The sequence below is a fragment of the Streptomyces sp. NPDC059002 genome (assembly GCF_042740435.1).
Lineage (GTDB): Bacteria > Actinomycetota > Actinomycetes > Streptomycetales > Streptomycetaceae > Streptomyces.
Window position 1 is genome coordinate 42,363 of the sequence record NZ_JBHYJI010000050.1, and the last position, 19,113, is coordinate 61,475.

Annotated in this window: 15 protein-coding genes; 9 read left to right on the forward strand and 6 right to left on the reverse strand. The window is 70.7% G+C overall.

Annotation, left to right across the window (positions count from 1 at the left end):
• The first annotated feature begins 64 nt into the window (after positions 1 to 64).
• From ACFWZ2_RS32960 to serA, 5 genes are all read left to right on the forward strand, one after another.
• A complete protein-coding gene (locus ACFWZ2_RS32960; RefSeq protein WP_384551940.1) occupies positions 65 to 3,229 on the forward strand; it encodes a putative bifunctional diguanylate cyclase/phosphodiesterase in 3,165 nt (1,054 codons plus the stop codon).
• Between the two features lie 238 nt (positions 3,230 to 3,467).
• Positions 3,468 to 5,315, forward strand: coding sequence for an acetolactate synthase large subunit (locus ACFWZ2_RS32965; RefSeq protein ID WP_384551942.1), 1,848 nt, complete (start codon positions 3,468 to 3,470; stop codon positions 5,313 to 5,315).
• A 29-nt stretch (positions 5,316 to 5,344) separates the two neighbouring features.
• Positions 5,345 to 5,872 carry an acetolactate synthase small subunit gene (gene ilvN / locus ACFWZ2_RS32970; RefSeq protein WP_384551944.1) on the forward strand — a complete coding sequence of 176 codons (528 nt, stop codon included), beginning with the start codon at positions 5,345 to 5,347 and terminating at the stop codon, positions 5,870 to 5,872.
• A 114-nt stretch (positions 5,873 to 5,986) separates the two neighbouring features.
• A complete protein-coding gene (gene ilvC / locus ACFWZ2_RS32975) occupies positions 5,987 to 6,985 on the forward strand; it encodes a ketol-acid reductoisomerase (protein WP_384551946.1) in 999 nt (332 codons plus the stop codon).
• 263 nt (positions 6,986 to 7,248) lie between these two features.
• On the forward strand, positions 7,249 to 8,853 hold the full coding sequence (serA, locus tag ACFWZ2_RS32980) for a phosphoglycerate dehydrogenase (RefSeq protein WP_384551948.1): 1,605 nt from the start codon (positions 7,249 to 7,251) through the stop codon (positions 8,851 to 8,853).
• Positions 8,854 to 8,946: 93 nt separating this feature from the next.
• On the opposite strand, the gene ACFWZ2_RS32985 is transcribed toward serA, so the two are convergent.
• Complete coding sequence (locus ACFWZ2_RS32985; protein ID WP_384551950.1) at positions 8,947 to 10,488, reverse strand: MFS transporter; 1,542 nt, start codon at positions 10,486 to 10,488, stop codon at positions 8,947 to 8,949.
• Positions 10,489 to 10,623: 135 nt separating this feature from the next.
• Between ACFWZ2_RS32985 and ACFWZ2_RS32990 the strand changes: the two genes are divergently transcribed.
• A complete protein-coding gene (locus ACFWZ2_RS32990; RefSeq protein ID WP_384551952.1) occupies positions 10,624 to 11,208 on the forward strand; it encodes a TetR/AcrR family transcriptional regulator in 585 nt (194 codons plus the stop codon).
• 76 nt (positions 11,209 to 11,284) lie between these two features.
• Here ACFWZ2_RS32990 and ACFWZ2_RS32995 read toward each other — a convergent pair whose 3' ends face one another.
• Together ACFWZ2_RS32995 and ACFWZ2_RS33000 are read right to left on the reverse strand one after the other, a co-directional pair.
• Positions 11,285 to 11,638 (reverse strand): hypothetical protein, encoded by a 354-nt coding sequence (locus ACFWZ2_RS32995; RefSeq protein WP_384551954.1) that lies wholly within the window; start codon positions 11,636 to 11,638, stop codon positions 11,285 to 11,287.
• 95 nt (positions 11,639 to 11,733) lie between these two features.
• Complete coding sequence (locus ACFWZ2_RS33000) at positions 11,734 to 12,933, reverse strand: PucR family transcriptional regulator (RefSeq protein WP_384551956.1); 1,200 nt, start codon at positions 12,931 to 12,933, stop codon at positions 11,734 to 11,736.
• A gap of 162 nt (positions 12,934 to 13,095) precedes the next feature.
• Here ACFWZ2_RS33000 and ACFWZ2_RS33005 point away from each other — a divergent pair, with 162 nt between their 5' ends.
• Together ACFWZ2_RS33005 and pruA are read left to right on the forward strand one after the other, a co-directional pair.
• Positions 13,096 to 14,022, forward strand: coding sequence for a proline dehydrogenase family protein (locus ACFWZ2_RS33005; RefSeq protein WP_384551958.1), 927 nt, complete (start codon positions 13,096 to 13,098; stop codon positions 14,020 to 14,022).
• Positions 14,023 to 14,069: 47 nt separating this feature from the next.
• Positions 14,070 to 15,701 carry an L-glutamate gamma-semialdehyde dehydrogenase gene (gene pruA, locus ACFWZ2_RS33010; protein ID WP_384551960.1) on the forward strand — a complete coding sequence of 544 codons (1,632 nt, stop codon included), beginning with the start codon at positions 14,070 to 14,072 and terminating at the stop codon, positions 15,699 to 15,701.
• A gap of 98 nt (positions 15,702 to 15,799) precedes the next feature.
• Here the strand turns inward: pruA and bla are convergent, their stop codons facing one another.
• Both bla and ACFWZ2_RS33020 read right to left on the reverse strand, forming a co-directional pair.
• Positions 15,800 to 16,744 carry a class A beta-lactamase gene (gene bla / locus ACFWZ2_RS33015; RefSeq protein ID WP_384551962.1) on the reverse strand — a complete coding sequence of 315 codons (945 nt, stop codon included), beginning with the start codon at positions 16,742 to 16,744 and terminating at the stop codon, positions 15,800 to 15,802.
• 102 nt (positions 16,745 to 16,846) lie between these two features.
• Entirely contained in the window at positions 16,847 to 17,218 is a 372-nt protein-coding gene (locus ACFWZ2_RS33020; protein ID WP_384551964.1) for a MerR family transcriptional regulator, read from the reverse strand.
• Between the two features lie 69 nt (positions 17,219 to 17,287).
• On the opposite strand from ACFWZ2_RS33020, the gene ACFWZ2_RS33025 reads away from it, so the two are divergent.
• Complete coding sequence (locus ACFWZ2_RS33025; RefSeq protein ID WP_384551966.1) at positions 17,288 to 18,409, forward strand: alkene reductase; 1,122 nt, start codon at positions 17,288 to 17,290, stop codon at positions 18,407 to 18,409.
• Here the strand turns inward: ACFWZ2_RS33025 and ACFWZ2_RS33030 are convergent.
• Positions 18,388 to 19,095: a nitroreductase family protein gene (locus ACFWZ2_RS33030; RefSeq protein WP_384551968.1), complete on the reverse strand. Its 708-nt coding sequence runs from the start codon at positions 19,093 to 19,095 to the stop codon at positions 18,388 to 18,390. The genes ACFWZ2_RS33025 and ACFWZ2_RS33030 overlap by 22 nt on opposite strands.
• Between the last annotated feature and the right edge of the window lie 18 nt (positions 19,096 to 19,113).

The following is a 19,113-nucleotide window of genomic DNA, read 5'->3' on the forward strand; positions in this document are numbered from 1 at the left end:
CACCGTTCGGCGCCGGGGATTGAGACACCAGACTGCGAGGGGGGCGACGGGCGATGCACGGCCTATGGGCGAACGATCCGACGCGGCGGGACAGCCGCCGCCGACTCTCGCGCACACCGGCCCGCAGACGCAGGCGGGGCACCTGTCGCACGAGTGGCCGACGCCGCACGCACCAGCGGCAGAGCCAGCACGGCCGTCGCGCGAGCCGGGCGGACACGGGGGCGGCGCGGACCAGGGCGGCCCGGTGAACGCCCGCCCGTCCAGCACCACCGTCCTCGACGGGGGCCTGGCGGCACCACTGCCCCCCAGGACCCCACTGGCGCGCCGCCCCCTGCCCGGCGGCCGGGGCCTGGTCTCCCAGCTGGTCCTGCTGCTGGTCTGCGGCGGGTACGCGGCGGGCTCGGCGCTCGGCTGGGGATCCGACCGACTCGCCCTGATCATGGGCGACTTCGGGCTGAGCGTCGCGGCCGCGGCCGCCGCGATCTCCTGCTTCCGTTACTCCCGCACCCGCCGCAGCCGGTTTCGACCCGCATGGCTGCTGTTCGCGCTCTCCTCCGCGATGGCAGCCCTCGGCAATGGGGTGTGGGGCTGGTACGAGGTCGTCCTCCAGTGGCCCGTGCCCAGCCCCGGCCTCGCCGACCTGTTCTTCCTGTGCTTCGCCCCGCCCGCGATCATCGGCCTTCTCGTGCTAGCCAAGAGGCCGGTGACGAAGGCCGGTTGGGTGTGCCTCGCGCTCGACTCCTGGCTGATCGGGGGCTCGCTCCTCACGCTCTCCTGGAGCCTGGCGCTCGCGCACACCGCACAGTTCGAGGGGCAGAGCGTCGCGCACGCCGCGCTCTCGCTCGCGTACCCGCTGCTCGACATCGCGTTGGTCAGCATGGTCCTCGCGCTGCACTTCAGACGCTCGTCGGCCAACCGCACCGCGGTGAACACCGCGATCGGCGCGCTGGCCCTGACCGTCATGTGCGACGCGCTGTTCACCTCGCCGCTGCTGCACGCCAGTTACCGCTCGGGGCAGATGCTGGACGCGGGCTGGTTCGCGGGCTCGCTCCTCCTTGCGTACGCGCCGTGGGCGGCGCCCTGGCACGCGCGCGGGGGGCTGGGGCGCGGGCACGCACGCATGGCGTACGACTGCGGCCCCGAGGAGCCCCGGGCGCTCTCCGCGGCGACCCGGCCGATCGCCGGGTCGCTGGCCGCCCTCACGCCGTATCTGGCCGCCGCCGTCTGCACGTTGGGGATCCTCTACAACATCCTCAGCGGGCGCAGCGTCGACCACGTCGTGCTCTTCACCGCGGGCACCGTCGTGCTCGCCCTCGTGGTGCGCCAGGGCATCATGCTCCTGGACAACATCACCCTCACCCAGGAACTGGCCCAGAAGGAGAACCACTTCCGCTCCCTGGTGCAGGGCTCGAGCGACGTCATCATGATCGCCGCGCCGAACGGCATCCTGCGGTACGTGAGCCCGGCCGCCGCCGGGGTCTACGGCCGCGACGCCGAGGAGCTCGTCGGCTCCGAACTCGCCTCGCTCATGCACCCCGAAGACCTCGGCCGGGTCGTCCACGAGGTCCGCAGATTCCTCGCCGCCAACCCGGTCGAGGAGCCCACCACCCGCATCGAGTGCCGCTTCAAGTCCGGCGACGGCGACTGGCTGAACGTGGAGTCCACGGTCAACCGGCACCAGGGCGGCCTCATCTTCAACAGCAGGGACGTCACCGAACGGGTCCGCCTCCAGGCGCAGTTGCAGCACAACGCCGAGCACGACCCGCTCACCGACCTGCCCAATCGCGCCCTGTTCACCCGGCGCGTGAGCCAGGCCCTGACCGGCCGCAGAGTGACCGACCGCGGCACGGCCGTGCTCTTCATCGACCTCGACGGCTTCAAGGCCGTCAACGACACCATCGGGCACCAGGCCGGTGACGAGCTCCTCATCCAGGCGGCGCGCAGACTTCAGGAGGCGGTGCGTTCGGGCGACACCGCCTCCCGGCTCGGCGGCGATGAGTTCGCGGCCCTCATCGTCGGCGACGGGACCAGGGACCAGGCCGCGAGAGAACAGCACATCTTCGAGCTCGCCGACCGGCTGAGAATCACCCTGTCCCAGCCCTACGCCATCGACGGCAATGACGTGCGCGTCGCGGCGTCCATCGGTGTGTCCTTCGCCGAACCGGGCATCGGCGCGGGGGAGTTGCTGCGCAACGCCGACCTCGCGATGTACCGCGCCAAGGCCGCGGGCAAGGGCCGCGTCGAGCTGTACGCGCCCCAGATGCAGGCCGACGTCGTCCGCAAGGCGGAACTCGCCACGCGGCTGCGCGCCGCCCTGCACGACGGCGAGTTCGCGCTGCTCCACCAGCCGGTGGTCTCCCTGGACAGCGGCCGGATCACGGCGGTCGCCGCGCAGGCCCGCTGGCGCTCGGCGCAGGGCATCCTCTTCACGCCCGCCGAGTTCCTGCGCGTCGCCGAGAGCGGCGAGGGGCAGGACGGCGACCGCGCGGCCGAGCTGGGCCGGTGGATGCTGGAGGAGGCCGTCGAGCAGGCGGCGGAGCGCGGCAGCACCGGTCACGCGGTGCCCGTCGCGGTCCGGATGAGCGCGCGCCGGCTGCTCGACCGCTCCATGCCGCTCGGCTCCATCGAGGCGCTGCTCACCCGGCACGGCCTGCCGTCGGGCGGGCTGGTCATCGAGCTCGCCGACAGCGACCCCCGGGTGCCGCTCGACGAGCTGGAGCGCCGCCTCACGGCCCTGCGCAGACTCGGCGTACGCATCGCGCTCGACGGGTTCGGCAGTGGTTACGCGGCCATCACGGCGCTGCGACGGCTCCCCGTGGACGTACTGAAGCTGGACCGCAGTCTGATCGAGGGCGTCGTGGAATCCGCGCGGCTCTTCAAGATCACCTCTGGTCTGCTGCGCATCGCGGGCGATCTGGGGCTGCGCTCCGTGGCCGACGGCGTCGACCTGCCCGAGCAGGTGGTCGCCCTGCGCGCGATGGGTTGTACGCACGGACAGGGCATGGCGTTCTCCGGGCCGCTCGACGAGTACCGGCTGCGCCGGGCGCTCTCGATCGGTGAGTACCCGGTGCCGCGCTGCCCGGCCGAGCCCGTGTTCGCGGGCGGGCCCGCGGGTCCGCTCACGGGCGGCCCCTCGGCGGCCTACGCGGGCGGGGCCCCGGGTGCGTACGCGAGCGGCCCCTCCTCCTACGCCCGTTCACATAATGAGACCCCCGTCCCACCTACTTGACACGCACAGCGTGCCGGGGGGAGGGTCAATGCCATGCGCACCCGAATTCTCGTACTTGGAAAGCGCGTCGGCTGAAGCTGGGACTGACCGGTCCGAACACCACCGGAATCCCCAGCGACCGCACCCGGCGCGCTCCCCTCGCTTGCCTCACGGCACGAGGGGTTTTTTGTTGCACTGGCACCTGCCAAACCCCCGCAAACACCCCGCAAAAACCCTCAGCTTCGAGAAGAGAATGCCGATGACCGAGCAGGCCACCGGGGCCCACCATCCGCAGCCGCGGCCCCGATCCTCAGGACAGCAGTCCGCCCCCGTCGAGCACGTCACGGGTGCGCAGTCCCTCATTCGTTCTCTCGAGGAAGTCGGGGCCGACACGGTATTCGGCATTCCCGGCGGCGCCATCCTTCCCGCGTACGACCCGATGATGGACTCCACCCGGGTCCGGCACGTCCTGGTCCGGCACGAGCAGGGCGCGGGCCACGCCGCCACCGGCTACGCGCAGGCCACCGGCAAGGTCGGTGTCTGCATGGCGACCAGCGGTCCCGGTGCCACCAACCTGGTCACGCCGATCGCCGACGCCCACATGGACTCCGTCCCGATGGTCGCGATCACCGGGCAGGTGGCCTCCAAGGCGATCGGCACGGACGCCTTCCAGGAGGCGGACATCGTCGGCATCACGATGCCGATCACCAAGCACAACTTCCTGGTCACCAAGGCCGAGGACATCCCGCGGACCATCGCGGAGGCGTTCCACATCGCCTCCACGGGCCGCCCGGGACCGGTCCTCGTCGACATCGCCAAGGACGCCCTCCAGGCGCAGACCACCTTCAGCTGGCCGCCCACCCAGGACCTGCCCGGCTACCGCCCGGTGACCAAGCCGCACGCCAAGCAGATCCGCGAGGCCGCCAAGCTGATCACCGCGGCCAAGCGCCCGGTCCTGTACGTCGGCGGCGGCGTCCTGAAGGCCCGGGCCACCGCCGAGCTGAAGGTCCTGGCAGAGCTCACCGGAGCGCCCGTCACCACCACCCTGATGGCGCTCGGCGCATTCCCCGACAGCCACCCGCTGCACGTGGGAATGCCGGGCATGCACGGTGCGGTCACCGCCGTCACCGCGCTGCAGAAGGCCGACCTGATCGTCGCCCTCGGAGCCCGCTTCGACGACCGCGTCACCGGCAAGCTGGACAGCTTCGCCCCGTACGCGAAGATCGTCCACGCCGACATCGACCCGGCGGAGATCGGCAAGAACCGCGCCGCCGACGTGCCGATCGTGGGCGACGCCCGCGAGGTCATCGCCGACCTGGTGCAGGCCGTCCAGGCCGAGCACAACGAAGGCCACACGGGCGACTACACCGCCTGGTGGACCGACCTCAACCGCTGGCGCGACACCTACCCCCTCGGCTACACCCAGCCGGAGGACGGCTCGCTCTCCCCGCAGCAGGTCATCGAGCGCATCGGCCAACTCGCCCCGGAGGGCACGATCTTCGCGGCGGGTGTCGGCCAGCACCAGATGTGGGCCGCGCACTTCATCGAGTACGAGAAGCCCGCGACCTGGCTCAACTCCGGTGGCGCGGGCACGATGGGCTACGCGGTCCCGGCCGCGATGGGCGCCAAGGCGGGCCAGCCCGAGCGCACCGTCTGGGCGATCGACGGCGACGGCTGCTTCCAGATGACCAACCAGGAGCTGACCACCTGCTCCCTGAACAACATCCCGATCAAGGTCGCCATCATCAACAACGGCGCCCTCGGGATGGTCCGCCAGTGGCAGACGCTGTTCTACAACCAGCGCTACTCCAACACCGTCCTGCACAGCGGTCCCGACGACGTCGGCCCCAACAAGGGCACGCGCGTCCCGGACTTCGTGAAGCTGTCGGAGGCCATGGGCTGCGTGGCGCTGCGCTGCGAGCGGCCCGAGGACCTGGACAAGGTCATCGCCGAGGCGAACGCCATCAACGACCGCCCCGTCGTGGTCGACTTCATCGTCCACGAGGACGCCCAGGTCTGGCCGATGGTCGCGGCCGGCACCTCGAACGACGAGGTCATGGCCGCCCGGGGCGTCCGCCCCGACTTCGGCGACAACGAAGACGACTGAGACCGAGAGCGAAAGAGAGACCAAGAGTCATGTCCACCAAGCACACGCTCTCCGTCCTGGTCGAGAACAAGCCCGGTGTCCTCGCCCGGATCACCGCCCTGTTCTCCCGCCGCGGCTTCAACATCGACTCACTGGCCGTGGGCGTCACCGAGCACCCCGACATCTCGCGCATCACCATCGTCGTGAACGTCGAGGACCTGCCGCTCGAACAGGTCACCAAGCAGCTCAACAAGCTGGTCAACGTCCTGAAGATCGTCGAACTCGAGCCGGCCGCCGCGGTGGCGCGCGAGCTGGTCCTCGCCAAGGTCCGCGCCGACAACGAGACCCGCTCGCAGATCGTCGAGATCGTCCAGCTGTTCCGCGCCAAAACCGTGGACGTCTCCCCGGAGGCCGTCACCATCGAGGCCACCGGCAGCAGCGACAAGCTGGAGGCCATGCTCAAGATGCTGGAGCCCTTCGGCATCAAGGAGCTCGTCCAGTCCGGCACCATCGCGATCGGCCGCGGCTCCCGCTCCATCACGGACCGCAGCCTGCGGGCGCTCGACCGGACCGCTTGAGCGTGATCCGGACCGCGTAAGCGCATTCCGGACCGCATCGCGAGACCCGACAACTTCCCTCACCGAACCCGCCGTACGGTGGGACGCAACACCAGCACACATAGGAGATTCCCAGTGGCCGAGCTGTTCTACGACGACGACGCCGACCTGTCCATCATCCAGGGCCGCAAGGTCGCGGTCATCGGCTACGGCAGCCAGGGCCACGCCCACGCGCTGTCGCTGCGCGACTCGGGTGTCGACGTCCGCGTCGGTCTGCACGAGGGCTCCAAGTCCAAGGCCAAGGCCGAGGAGCAGGGCCTGCGCGTGGTGACCCCCTCGGAGGCCGCCGCCGAGGCCGACGTCATCATGATCCTGGTGCCGGACCCGATCCAGGCCCAGGTCTACGAGGAGTCCATCAAGGACAACCTCAAGGACGGCGACGCGCTGTTCTTCGGCCACGGCCTGAACATCCGCTTCGGCTTCATCAAGCCCCCGGCCGGTGTCGACGTCGCCATGGTCGCCCCCAAGGGCCCGGGCCACCTGGTCCGCCGCCAGTACGAGGAGGGCCGCGGCGTCCCGTGCATCGCGGCCGTCGAGCAGGACGCCACCGGCAACGGCTTCCCGCTGGCGCTCTCGTACGCCAAGGGCATCGGCGGCACGCGTGCGGGCGTCATCAAGACGACCTTCACCGAGGAGACCGAGACCGACCTCTTCGGCGAGCAGGCCGTCCTCTGCGGTGGTACGGCCGCGCTGGTCAAGGCGGGCTTCGAGACCCTGACCGAGGCGGGCTACCAGCCGGAGATCGCGTACTTCGAGTGCCTCCACGAGCTGAAGCTGATCGTGGACCTCATGTACGAGGGCGGCCTGGAGAAGATGCGCTGGTCCGTCTCCGAGACCGCGGAGTGGGGCGACTACATCACCGGACCGCGGATCATCACCGACGCCACCAAGGCCGAGATGAAGAAGGTCCTCGCGGAGATCCAGGACGGCACGTTCGCCAAGAACTGGATGGACGAGTACCACGGCGGTCTGAAGAAGTACAACGAGTACAAGACCCAGGACGAGAACCACCTCCTGGAGACCACGGGCAAGGAGCTGCGCAAGCTCATGTCTTGGGTCAACGACGACGAGTGATGTTGCCCGGGTCCGGGGCTGATGCCTCGGGGCTCCGCCCCGGACCCCGCTCCTCAAACGCCGGAGGGGCTGATTCTTGGCCCCCTGCTCCCCGTGCGGGTGATCCTTCTCCCCGGCCGGGAAAAGTGGCCCCCGCACGCCACTACACTGCTGTTCAACATTCGCGTCGGGCCCACAGCGTCGTGCGTCTTCCACGCGGCTAGCACCCTCCACCGCCTGCGGCCGTCGGGACGGCCGTCCGCATTGGATCTGTGAGGACTCACGTGAGCACTGCTGCCAACGGCAAACCCGTCGTACTCATCGCTGAAGAGCTGTCGCCCGCCACCGTCGACGCCCTGGGCCCGGACTTCGAGATCCGGAAGTGCAACGGCGCCGACCGCGCCGAGCTGCTGCCCGCGATCGCCGACGTCGACGCGATCCTGGTCCGCTCCGCGACCAAGGTCGACGCCGAGGCGATCGCCGCCGCCAAGAAGCTGAAGGTCGTCGCCCGCGCGGGCGTCGGTCTGGACAACGTGGACGTGTCCGCCGCCACCAAGGCCGGCGTGATGGTCGTGAACGCCCCGACCTCGAACATCGTCACCGCCGCCGAGCTCGCCTGCGGCCTGCTCCTGGCCACCGCGCGCAACATCCCCCAGGCCAACACCGCCCTGAAGAACGGCGAGTGGAAGCGCTCCAAGTACACCGGCGTCGAGCTGGCCGAGAAGACCCTCGGCGTCGTCGGCCTCGGCCGCATCGGTGCGCTCGTCGCGCAGCGCATGAGCGCCTTCGGCATGAAGGTCGTCGCCTACGACCCGTACGTGCAGCCCGCGCGCGCCGCGCAGATGGGCGTGAAGGTCCTTTCGCTGGACGAGCTGCTCGAGGTCTCCGACTTCATCACCGTGCACCTCCCCAAGACCCCCGAGACCCTCGGTCTCATCGGCGACGACGCGCTGCACAAGGTCAAGCCGACCGTCCGCATCGTGAACGCCGCGCGCGGCGGGATCGTCGACGAGGAGGCGCTGCACTCCGCCCTCAAGGAGGGCCGCGTCGCGGGCGCGGGCCTGGACGTGTACGCGAAGGAGCCCTGCACGGACTCCCCGCTCTTCCAGTTCGACCAGGTCGTCTGCACCCCGCACCTCGGCGCCTCCACGGACGAGGCGCAGGAGAAGGCGGGCATCGCCGTCGCCAAGTCGGTGCGCCTCGCGCTCGCCGGTGAGCTCGTGCCGGACGCCGTGAACGTGCAGGGCGGTGTCATCGCCGAGGACGTGCGCCCCGGTCTGCCGCTCGCCGAGAAGCTCGGCCGGATCTTCACCGCGCTCGCCCAGGAGGTCGCGGCCCGCCTCGACGTCGAGGTGTGCGGCGAGATCACCCAGCACGACGTCAAGGTGCTCGAACTGTCCGCGCTGAAGGGCGTGTTCGAGGACGTCGTCGACGAGACCGTGTCGTACGTCAACGCCCCGCTGTTCGCCCAGGAGCGCGGCGTCGAGGTCCGCCTCACCACGAGCTCCGAGTCGCCCGACCACCGCAATGTGGTCACCGTGCGCGGCACGCTCTCCGGCGGCGAGGAGATCGCCGTCTCCGGCACGCTGGCCGGTCCCAAGCACCTCCGGAAGATCGTCGCCATCGGTGAGTACGACGTGGACCTGGCGCTCGCCGACCACATGGTCGTCCTGCGGTACGCGGACCGTCCCGGCGTCGTCGGCACGGTCGGCCGCGTGCTCGGCGAGGCGGGCATCAACATCGCGGGCATGCAGGTCGCTCGTGCCGACGTGGGCGGGGAGGCGTTGGCCGTGCTCACCGTGGACGACACCGTGCCGCAGCCGGTGCTCAATGAGTTGGCTGCGGAGATCGGTGCGGAGTCCGCGCGTGCGGTGGATCTGACGGACTAGTGGCTGGTCTGCGGGGGCGGTTGCCGTAGATCACCGGCTTCGCCGAGTTCGTCCTCAAACGCCGGACGGGCTGGATGTATGCCGAGCGCGTCCTCAAACGCCGGACGGGCTGGAGAGATCCAGTCCCTCCGGCGTTTGTTGCGTCTGCGTCCGTACCTTCCGCAGCGTCACCGCGGCCAGGACCGCCGCCGCGAGCAGGATCACCGCTCCGGCCAGCGCCGCGACATGCATGCCGTCGGTGAAGGCGTCGCGGGCCGCGGTCAGGAGGTCGTCGGCCGCTTCGGTCGGCAGGCGGTGGGCGACGGCCACCGCGCCGCCGAGGGTCTCGTGGGCCTCGGCGGGGGCGGAGTCCGGGATTCCGGCGTGGTAGACCGCGTTGCCGATGGAGCCGAGCAGAGCCATGCCAAGCGCGCCGCCGAACTCCTGGCCCGTCTCCAGGAGCGAGGAGGCCGTGCCCGCCTTCTCCGCGGGGGCGGCGCCGAGGGCGAGGTCGGTGAGCTGTGAGCCGATGACGACCGCGCCGCAGGCCAGGACGCCCGCACCGGCGAGGACGAGCCACAGGGAGTCGGTGCCGGTCACCGCCAACAGGCCGTATCCGCAGGCGGAGATGGCGAAGCCGGTGGCGACGACATGGGCGCGGTTCATGCCGCGCTGCACGAGCGTGGTGGCGAGGGGTGCGGCGAGGCCGATCGGGACGGAGGGGAGCAGCGCCCACAGCGCGGCCTCCATGGCGCTCTTGCCGAGCACGGACTGCAGATACTGGGTGGTGAAGTAGGCCGAACCCATCATCGCCAGCGAGGAGATGAGGTTCAGGGAGACGGCGGCGCCGAAGGCACGGCCGTGGCCGCGGAACAGGTCCGGCGAGATCATCGGCGACGCGGCGGTGCGCTGACGGTGGACGAACAGGGCGGCGAAGACGAGGCCGACGGCCACGGACGCGAGGTACTGGGGCTCGACGCCCTCGGCGGGCAGTTCCTTGAGGCCCCAGACCAGCGGCAGTACGGCGGCCATCGAGAGCGGCACGCTCAGCAGGTCGAAGCGGCCGGGCGCCGGGTCCTTGAACTCCGGGATCAGGACCGGGGCGAGGATCAGGAGCAGCACCATCGCGGGCAGGTTGACCAGGAACACCGAGCCCCACCAGAAGTGTTCGACGAGGACGCCGCTGAGCACCGAGCCGAGCGCGATGCCCGCGACCAGGACGCCCTGCCAGATGCCGATCGCCTTGGCGCGCTGTCCGGCGTCCCGGAACATGTTGCGCACCAGGGCCAGTGTGGACGGCATCAGGGTCGCGCCGCCGATGCCGAGGACCGCGCGGGCGGCGATCAGGGTCTCGGCGCTCTCGGCGTACGCGGCGGCGAGCGAGGCGAGGCCGAAGGCGGTGGCGCCGAAGAGGAGCAGTTTGCGGCGGCCGATGCGGTCGCCGAGCGAGCCCATCGTCATCAGCAGTCCGGCGAGCACGAACGCGTAGATGTCGAAGATCCACAGCTGTTGTGTGCCGCTCGGTGCCAGATCGGCGCTGATCTCCGGGATGGCGAAGTAGAGGACGGAGACGTCCATCGAGACCAGGAGCAGCGGGAGCATCAGGACGCCGAGGGCGGTCCATTCCTTGCGGGTGGCGTGCGGGTTCGTCTGCATGTCGTGGACTGTACGCACGTCTTAAACAGCTGTCTAGTACGGGCGTATAGATCGGTAGAGTGAGACGGTTGAATGAGACGAGTGAGTGAGACGGTGGTCTGGGACGCCCGTATGGACCGGGCGTAGGGTGACCGCATGGGACACCGTGAAGATCTGCTCGAAGGTGCCAAGCGCTGCCTGCTGGAGAAGGGCTTCGTCCGCACGACGGCCCGCGAGATCGTGAAGGAGTCGGGGACGAATCTCGCGTCCATCGGCTATCACTACGGCTCGAAGGACGCACTGCTCGTGGAGGCGTTCGTCGGCCTCATCGAGCCGATGGGTGAGGTCTTCGAGGTCCCGCCGGGCACGGGGAGCGCCGATGCGGGCGATCTGGAGCGCTTCCGGGCGGTGTGGGCGAACGTCATCCGCACCTTCCCCGAGTTCCGCGCCATCTGGATGCTGAACCTGGAGGTCATCACTCAGGGGGAGCGGCTCGCCCAGGTGCGCGAACTGCTCGCGAAGGCGCAGCGCGAGGGCCGCAGCGGCATCGCCGCACTGTTCACCGGCATCGAGGAGAGCGAACTCCCCGACGATGTGATCGACACTGAAGGGCGCCTCTACAGCACACTGCTCAACGGCCTGATGGTCCAGTGGCTCTTCGACCCCGATTCGGCGACCACCGCCGACCAGCTCACCGAGGGAATGCGGCGCGTGATGCGCCGGGCGGCCACAACTGCCTGAGAACGGTGGGGAGTCGGTGATCCCCGTGGGGGGCGAGGCCGGCCCGGGTTGCGGGCCGACCTCAAGTCTGCGGTGGTTATGACCACTTGATGCAGGTGGCGGGGACGTAGCCCTCCTTGTTGGTGCCGTACGGCCTGGCGTAGAGCCACTTGTTGCTCTTCTTGCCGCACAGGTTGTACGAGCCGCCCTTGAAGAAGTCGCCGTCCTGGCAGAGGTAGCCCTTCTTGCCCTTGTTCCACTGGCCGACCGCGGTGGCGCTCGTCTTGGCGTGGGTGCGGAGCTTGACCGTCTCCTTGGCGGGCACATTGGTGATGCCGCGCAAGCAGTCGGGCTTCGACGCGGCGACGGCGGTGCCGCCCGTGGCGAGCGTGGTGCCGACGAGCGCTACGGCGGAGAAGGCGACCGCGGGGGCCAACAGCCTGAACTTCATGAGGTGTTCGTTCTCCCGAGTGGGGGGATGGTTGTTCGGACGCCGAGAACCGTACCGCTCCGCGATCATGGCCGTAATCGTTCGTTGCGGGGTCTTTACAGTCGTGACGACTTCAGGACCATGTGCAGCAGGAGCCGGTCCTCGCCGTCGTCCAGGTCGAGGCCGGTGAGCTGTTCGACGCGGGAGAGCCGGTAGTAGAGGGTCTGGCGGTGGATGCCCAGTTCCGCGGCCGTGCGGCCCGCCTGGCCCGCGCAGTCCAGGAACACCTCGGCGGTGCGCGCCAGTTCGCGGTGCGCGGGGCCGAGCAGCTCCCGGCCCACCGGGTCGTGCGCGGCCTCCGGGGGCAGGGCGGTCAGAAGGCGGTAGGGGCCCACGTCCGACCACTGCGCCACCGGTCCGAAGCGCCGCTCGGCGAGCGCGGCGCGGGCCGCGCCCGACGCCTCCCACCAGGCGGTGCCGAGATCCTCCAGGCCGTGCCGGGGGCCCGCGATCCCGGCGGCCGCGTCCCGCGCGGTCTCCAGGAGGCGGGCCGCCGCGGTGTGGGCGGGGGCCGGCACATCGGCCGAGCGCAGCCGCACGAGCGCCGCGAGGGACTGGCCCGCGGTGCCCCACGGCACCGTGCAGACCGCCGCGGCTCCGGGCACCGTGCGGGCCGCGGGGGCGCCGTCCGGGTCGGCGGAGAGCCAGGGGACCACGCACACCACGGCGTGCAGGCCGTCGCCGCGGGCGCCGAGTGCCGTGCGCAGGGCGGCGACCGCCATGTCCCGCTGCCAGCCGCGCTCGGCGGTCAGGACCGCGCGGAACTCCCGGGTCAGGTCCGCGCCCGCCTGCGCCTCGTCGGCGAGCAGCGCGCCGATCCTGCCCGCCACCTCCATGGCCGCGGTCAGCTGCTGCGCGCTCGGGCCCGGGTCGTCGTCGAGCAGCCACACGTACCCCAGGGCGAATCCCCTGTGACGTACGGGAAGGCAGATCCTGCCGCGGTGGACCCCGGCCTCCGGGGTGGGCGGGATGCGGACCGGGCCGGTGGCGCGGGTGATGCCGAAGCCCTCGAACCAGGCGCGGACCTCGGCGGTGGAGCGGCGGGTCAGGATCGAGCGGGTGCGCACCGGGTCGAGGACGGTCGCGTCGAAGCCGCTGTCGCCCCCGCCGTCGTGCGCGCCGAAGGCGATCAGCTCGAAGTCCCGGTTCTCCAGGGTCGCGGGGGCGCCGAGCAGCGCCGAGATCTCGTCGACCAGTTCTTGGTAATCGCCCTTCACGCGACCATTCTCGCGCAGCCCGTCCGTTCCTTCAGACATCTGTCTGAGATCCAGGGCACGGATGCGTGACAGCTGTCGATGGCCCAGGATCGGAGGGATCCTTAAATTTCACGGTGGTTCTCCGTGCCGTACCGCCGCATACCCCTTATGCAGGGCTATGCCGGTAGGGCACCCGCTTTCGTACACCCGTGGAGGTGCCCCGTGCTGGGTCCCGTGATCCTCGCCGCGTCGCGCAGCGACCAGATGCGCCGTTTCGTCTCGGCGGCCCCCGGCACCAAGCAGGTCGTCGCCCGGTTCATCGCCGGTGAGACCGTCGACCAGGTCGTCCCGATCATCGTGGACGCCGCCGACAAGGGCCTTGAGGTCACGCTGGACGTGGTGGGCGAGGACATCACCACCGTCGAGCAGTCGTACGCCGCGCGCGACGCGTACCTGGAGCTCATCGAGCGCCTGAAGGACCTCGGCCTCGGCACCAAGGCCGAGATGTCCGTGAAGCTGTCCATGTTCGGCCAGGCGCTCGAGGGCGGCCACGAGCTGGCCCTCGCCAATGTCCGTCCGGTCGTCGAGGCCGCCGCCGCCATCGGCACCACGGTCACCCTGGACGCCGAGGACCACACCACCCTCGACTCGATGTTCGCCATCCACGAGGAGCTGCGGAAGGACTTCCCGCAGACCGGCTGCGTCATCCAGGCCTACCTCTTCCGCACCGAGGCCGACGCCCGCCGCCTGGCCGAGAACGGCAGCCGCGTCCGCATCGTGAAGGGCGCCTACAAGGAGCCCGCCGAGGTCGCGTACCAGGACAAGGCGGAGACCGACAAGGCGTACGTCCGGATCCTGCGCATCCTCATGGAGGGTTCCGGGTACCCGATGATCGGGTCCCACGACCCGCGCCTGATCTCCATCGCGCAGGAGCTCGCGCGGCGCGCGGGGCGCAAGCTGGACGAGTACGAATTCCAGATGCTGTACGGCATCCGCAGCGACGAGCACCTGCGGCTCGCCGCCGAGGGGCACCGCATGCGTGTCTACACCGCCTACGGCACCGACTGGTACGGCTACTTCATGCGCCGTCTCGCGGAGAAGCCGGCGAACCTCCTCTTCTTCGCCCGCTCCATCCTCACCAAGGGCTGAGCCGCCCGACCCGTACAAAGCCCCCGCACAAAGGAGCCAAAGAACTCATGGACGCTGTGACCCAGGTCCCCGCCCCGGTCAACGAGCCGGTCCACGGCTACGCCCCCGGCTCCCCGGAGCGCGCCCGTCTGGAGAGCAAGCTCAAGGAGCTCTCCGAGAACCCCATCGAGCTGCCGATGACCATCGGCGGCGTCAAGCGCCTCGGTGGCGGCGAGCCCTTCCAGGTCGTGCAGCCGCACAACCACAAGGCCGTCATCGGCACCGGCCGCGGCGCCACGCAGCAGGACGCCCAGGACGCGATCGACGCCGCCCTCGCCGCCGCCCCGGCGTGGCGTGCGATGTCCTTCGACGACCGTGCCGCGATCATCCTGCGCGCCGCCGAGCTGCTCTCCACGACGTGGCGCGAGACGCTGGCCGCCTCCACGATGCTCGGCCAGTCGAAGACCGCCCAGCAGGCCGAGATCGACACCCCGTGCGAGCTCGTCGACTTCTGGCGCTTCAACGTGAAGTACGCCCGTGACCTGCTCGCCGAGCAGCCCCCGGCGAACTCCACCGGCGTCTGGAACCGTCTGGACCACCGCCCGCTCGAGGGCTTCGTCTACGCGATCACGCCGTTCAACTTCACGGCCATCGCGGGCAACCTGCCCACCGCCCCGGCCCTGATGGGCAACGTGGTCGTGTGGAAGCCGTCCCCGACGCAGACCCACGCCGCCGTGCTGCTCATGCAGCTCCTGGAGGAGGCCGGTCTGCCCAAGGGCGTCATCAACCTCGTCACCGGTGACGGCATCGCGGTCTCCGAGGTCGCCCTGCACCACCGCGACCTGGCCGGCATCCACTTCACCGGCTCGACCCCGACCTTCCAGCACCTGTGGAAGACGGTCGGCGAGAACATCGCGAAGTACCGCACCTACCCGCGCCTCGTCGGCGAGACGGGCGGCAAGGACTTCGTCGTCGCGCACCCGTCCGCGGACCGCGCGATCCTGAAGACCGCGCTGACCCGCGGCTCCTTCGAGTTCCAGGGCCAGAAGTGCTCGGCGACCTCGCGCGCCTACATCCCGGCCTCCATCTGGAACTCCGGCTTCAAGGAGGAGTTCGCGGCCGAGGTCGACGGCATCAAGATGGGTGACGTCACCGACCTGTCGAACTTCATCGGCGCCGTCATCGACGACCGCGCGTTCGCCAAGAACAAGGCGGCCATCGACCGCGCCAAGGCCGACGACTCCTGCACGATCGTCGCGGGCGGCACCTACGACGACTCGGTCGGCTACTTCGTGCGCCCGACCGTCGTCGAGTGCGCCGACCCGGAGAACGAGGTCTTCAAGACCGAGTACTTCGGCCCGTTCCTCGCCGTGCACGTCTACGAGGACGACAAGTACGACGACATGCTGACCCAGATGGAGTCGGCGTCGGACTACGCGCTCACCGGCTCGGTCATTTCCAACGACCGCGCCGCCGCCGCGTACACGATGGAGAAGCTCCGCTACGCCGCGGGCAACTTCTACATCAACGACAAGTCGACCGGCGCCGTCGTCGGCCAGCAGCCCTTCGGCGGCGGCCGCGCCTCCGGCACCAACGACAAGGCCGGTGCCCCGCAGAACCTGCAGCGGTGGACGCTGACCCGCGCCATCAAGGAGACGCTGGTCCCGCCGACCGAGTACGGCTACCCGCACATGGGCTGACGCCCCCCGGGCCGCCACGGCGGCCCTCCCTGAACCCCGCCTCCGACCTGGGCCCCACCCCGGTCGGAGGCGGTGTCGTGTGCGGGGGCCTGCGTGGGTCAGACCAGCGCGTCGGCCACGACGCGCGAGATGTCCGCGGCGATGCGGTCCTCGCCGGGCAGGTCGGGGTCGAAGCGCGTCGTGTAGACGGAGATGATCAGCGGGGCGCCCTGCGGCGGCCAGGCGACGGCGACGTCGTTGACGCCGCCGTACTCGGGGGACCCCGTCTTGTCGCCGACCCGCCAGCCGCGCGGCAGGCCGGCCTTGATCCGCTTGTCGCCGGTGGTGTTGCCGAGCAGCCACCGGGTCAACTGCGCCCGGTCGCGCGGCGCGAGGGCGTCGCCCAGGGCGAGGGCGTGCAGATCGGCGGTGAAGGCCGCCGGAGTCGTGGTGTCGCGCGGGTCGCCCGGCAGATTGGTGTTGAGGTCGGTCTCCCAGCGGTCCAGACGGGTGACGGAGTCGCCGAGCGAGCGCGCGAAGGCGGTGACCGCGGAAGGGCCGCCGAGCCTGCGCAGCAGCAGATTGGCCGCGGTGTTGTCGCTGTACCGCATGGCCGCGTCGCACAACTGCCGTACGGTCATGCCGGTTTCGACGTGCCGCTCGGTGATCGGCGAGTACGTCACGAGGTCTTCGCGGCGGTAGCGGATCAGGGTGTCGAGGAGTCCGGGTTCCTCCTCGCGGGCCCTGCGCAGGACGGCGCCGGCGGCGAGGACCTTGAACGTCGAGGCGAGGGCGAAGCGTTCGTCGGCGCGGTAGCCGATGGTGGCCCCGGTGCCGGTGTGCAGGGCGTGCACGCCGATGCGGCCCGGGTAGGCCGCTTCGAACGCGCGCAGCTGCCGGTGCGCGTGGGCCGCGCTCCTGCCCGGCGCGGGTACGAGCGCCGGTGCGGGTACGGGAGTGCGGACGGTGCCGCTCGCGAGGGCCGTACTTCCCGACGCCGCGATCAGTACGGGGGTGGCGGCGGCCGCGGTGAGCAGGGACCTGCGGGAAAGGCGTGTCGTCATGATCCGGACCGTACAAGGGGGTCCGGGGACGGTACGGGGAGCCGCGCCGCGCGGGGCCGAGGGGTGACGCGTCCAACAGTCAGGGCGTGAGGGGCGCGATGGTCACCGTGCGGGCGCCGCTCCCGACGCCGCCGTGATGACCTCGTCGAGGACCCCGCGGGCCCGCAGCAGATCCTCGACCTGGCGGTCGATCCTGGCCCGCTCCTCCGTCAGCTCGTCCACCAGCCACGGCGTCGCCCGCTCGGAGGGGCCGCCGTCCTTGTCCCGCATGCACGGCAGGAGTTGGACGATCTTCGTGCTGCACAGGCCCGCGGCGAACAGTTCCTGGATGTGGACGACCCGGTCGACCGCGGACTCCGGGTAGTCGCGGTGCCCGCCCGGCGTGCGCTCCGCGTACAGCAGGCCCTGCTTCTCGTAGTAGCGCAGGGACCGTTCGCTCACAGCGGTACGCTTCGCCAGCTCGCCGATCCTCATGTTCCGCGCTCCCTCGTGCTCGCATCCGCACTTGAATCTGACACCGGTGTCAGCTTCTACCGTTCCGGCATGACGAACACCGAGCTTCTCACCCCGTATTCCGCAGGCCCCCTCGGCCTCCTCCCCAACCGCATCGTCATGGCCCCCATGACCCGCGCCCGCGCCGCGGACGACGGCACCCCGCTGCCGGTCGTCGCCGACCACTACGCCCAGCGTGCGAGCGCCGGACTCATCGTCACCGAGGGCATCTGGCCCAGCAGCCGGGGCCAGAGCGGCTGGCGCTTCCCCGGGCTGCAGACCGCCGCGCACATCGAGGGCTGGCGGCGGGTGACCGACGCCGTGCACGCCGCGGGGGGCCGCATCTACGCGCAGTTGATGCACGGCGGCCGCAACGGCCACCCGCTGGCCCGCATCGACGGCGACCTGCCGCTCGCGCCCTCGGCCGTGACCCCGCCGGGACACGCGCACGGCCCGGACGGCGCCAAGCCCGACTACGTCGCCCCGCGCGCGATGAGCGTCGACGACATCCGCACCGCCGTCCAGGACTTCGTGGACGCCGCCCGCAACGCCCTTGACGCGGGCTTCGACGGGGTCGAACTGCACGGCGCCAACAGCTACTTGATCCACCAGTTCCTCGCCGACAACACCAATCTGCGCGACGACGCGTACGGCAGAGGCTCGATCGCCGACCGCATCCGCTTCGCCGTCGAGGTGGTCCGCGCGGTCGCCGACGCCGTCGGAGCCGAGCGGCTCGGCCTGCGACTCTCGCCGGGCAACCCGCAGTTCGGCATGGTGGAGGCCGACCCCGGCCCCGTCTACCGCGCGCTGCTCGACGAGATCGACGGCCTCGGGCTCGCCTACCTCCACCTCACCGACAACGACGCCTACCCCGCCCTCGCCGACCTGCGCCCGCACTGGCACGGCCTGCTCATCGGCAACGTCGGCGAGAACGGCGACCCGACGACGCGCGAGGCGGGCGAGGCCGTCCTCGCGTCCGGCCTCGCCGACCTCGTCTCGTACGGGCGGGCGTTCATCTCCAACCCCGACCTGCCCGCACGCCTCGCGGTGGGCGCGCCCCTCCAGGAGATCGACGCGGCCCACCTCTACACGAACGGCGCGGAGGGATACACCGACTACCCTTTCCTGGAGCGGGAGTTGGTGTCGGCGGCTCAGACCTCCACGAGCACCTGACCGAGCGATTTCCGTACGAGATCGGGGACCTCGCAGTCGGCGGCCGGATAGCCCACGGGGATCACCGCGAACGCCTTCTCGTTCTCCGGCCGGCCGAGCACCTCCGAGAGGAAGCGCATCGGGCTCGGCGTGTGGATCAGCGCGGCGAGGCCCGACAGGTGCAGCGCGGACAGCAGCATCCCGACCGCGATGCCGACCGACTCGTCGACGTAGTAATGCTTGTGCTTGGTGCCGTCGTCGCCCAGCCAGTACCGCTGTTGGAAGACGACGATCAGCGCGGGCGCGTCCGTCAGATGCGGCTTCACCTCGTCCGTGCCGAGCGGGCGCAGCGCGGCGAGCCACTCCTCGCCGAGGCGGCCGTCGTACGAGATCCGCTCCTCGTGCTCGGCGGCCTCGCGGATGCGGCGGCGGATGTCGGGATCCTGGACCAGGACGAACGTCCACGGCTGCTGGTGCGCGCCGGACGGCGCGGTCGCCGCGCACGCGATGGCGTCCCGCACCACCTGCGCGGGCACCGGGTCGGACGCGAACTGCCGCACCGTGCGGCGCTCCCGCATCCGGTCGCGCAACTCCGCGGAATGCGCGAGGGATTCGGCCGCGGGCATGCGCTGCGGGCGGTACGGGACGGAGTGGTAGGGCTCGCCGTGGATGGGGGTCCATGCGCGCTGCTCTTCAGTCTCAGACATACGTCAGATTCTGCGGCG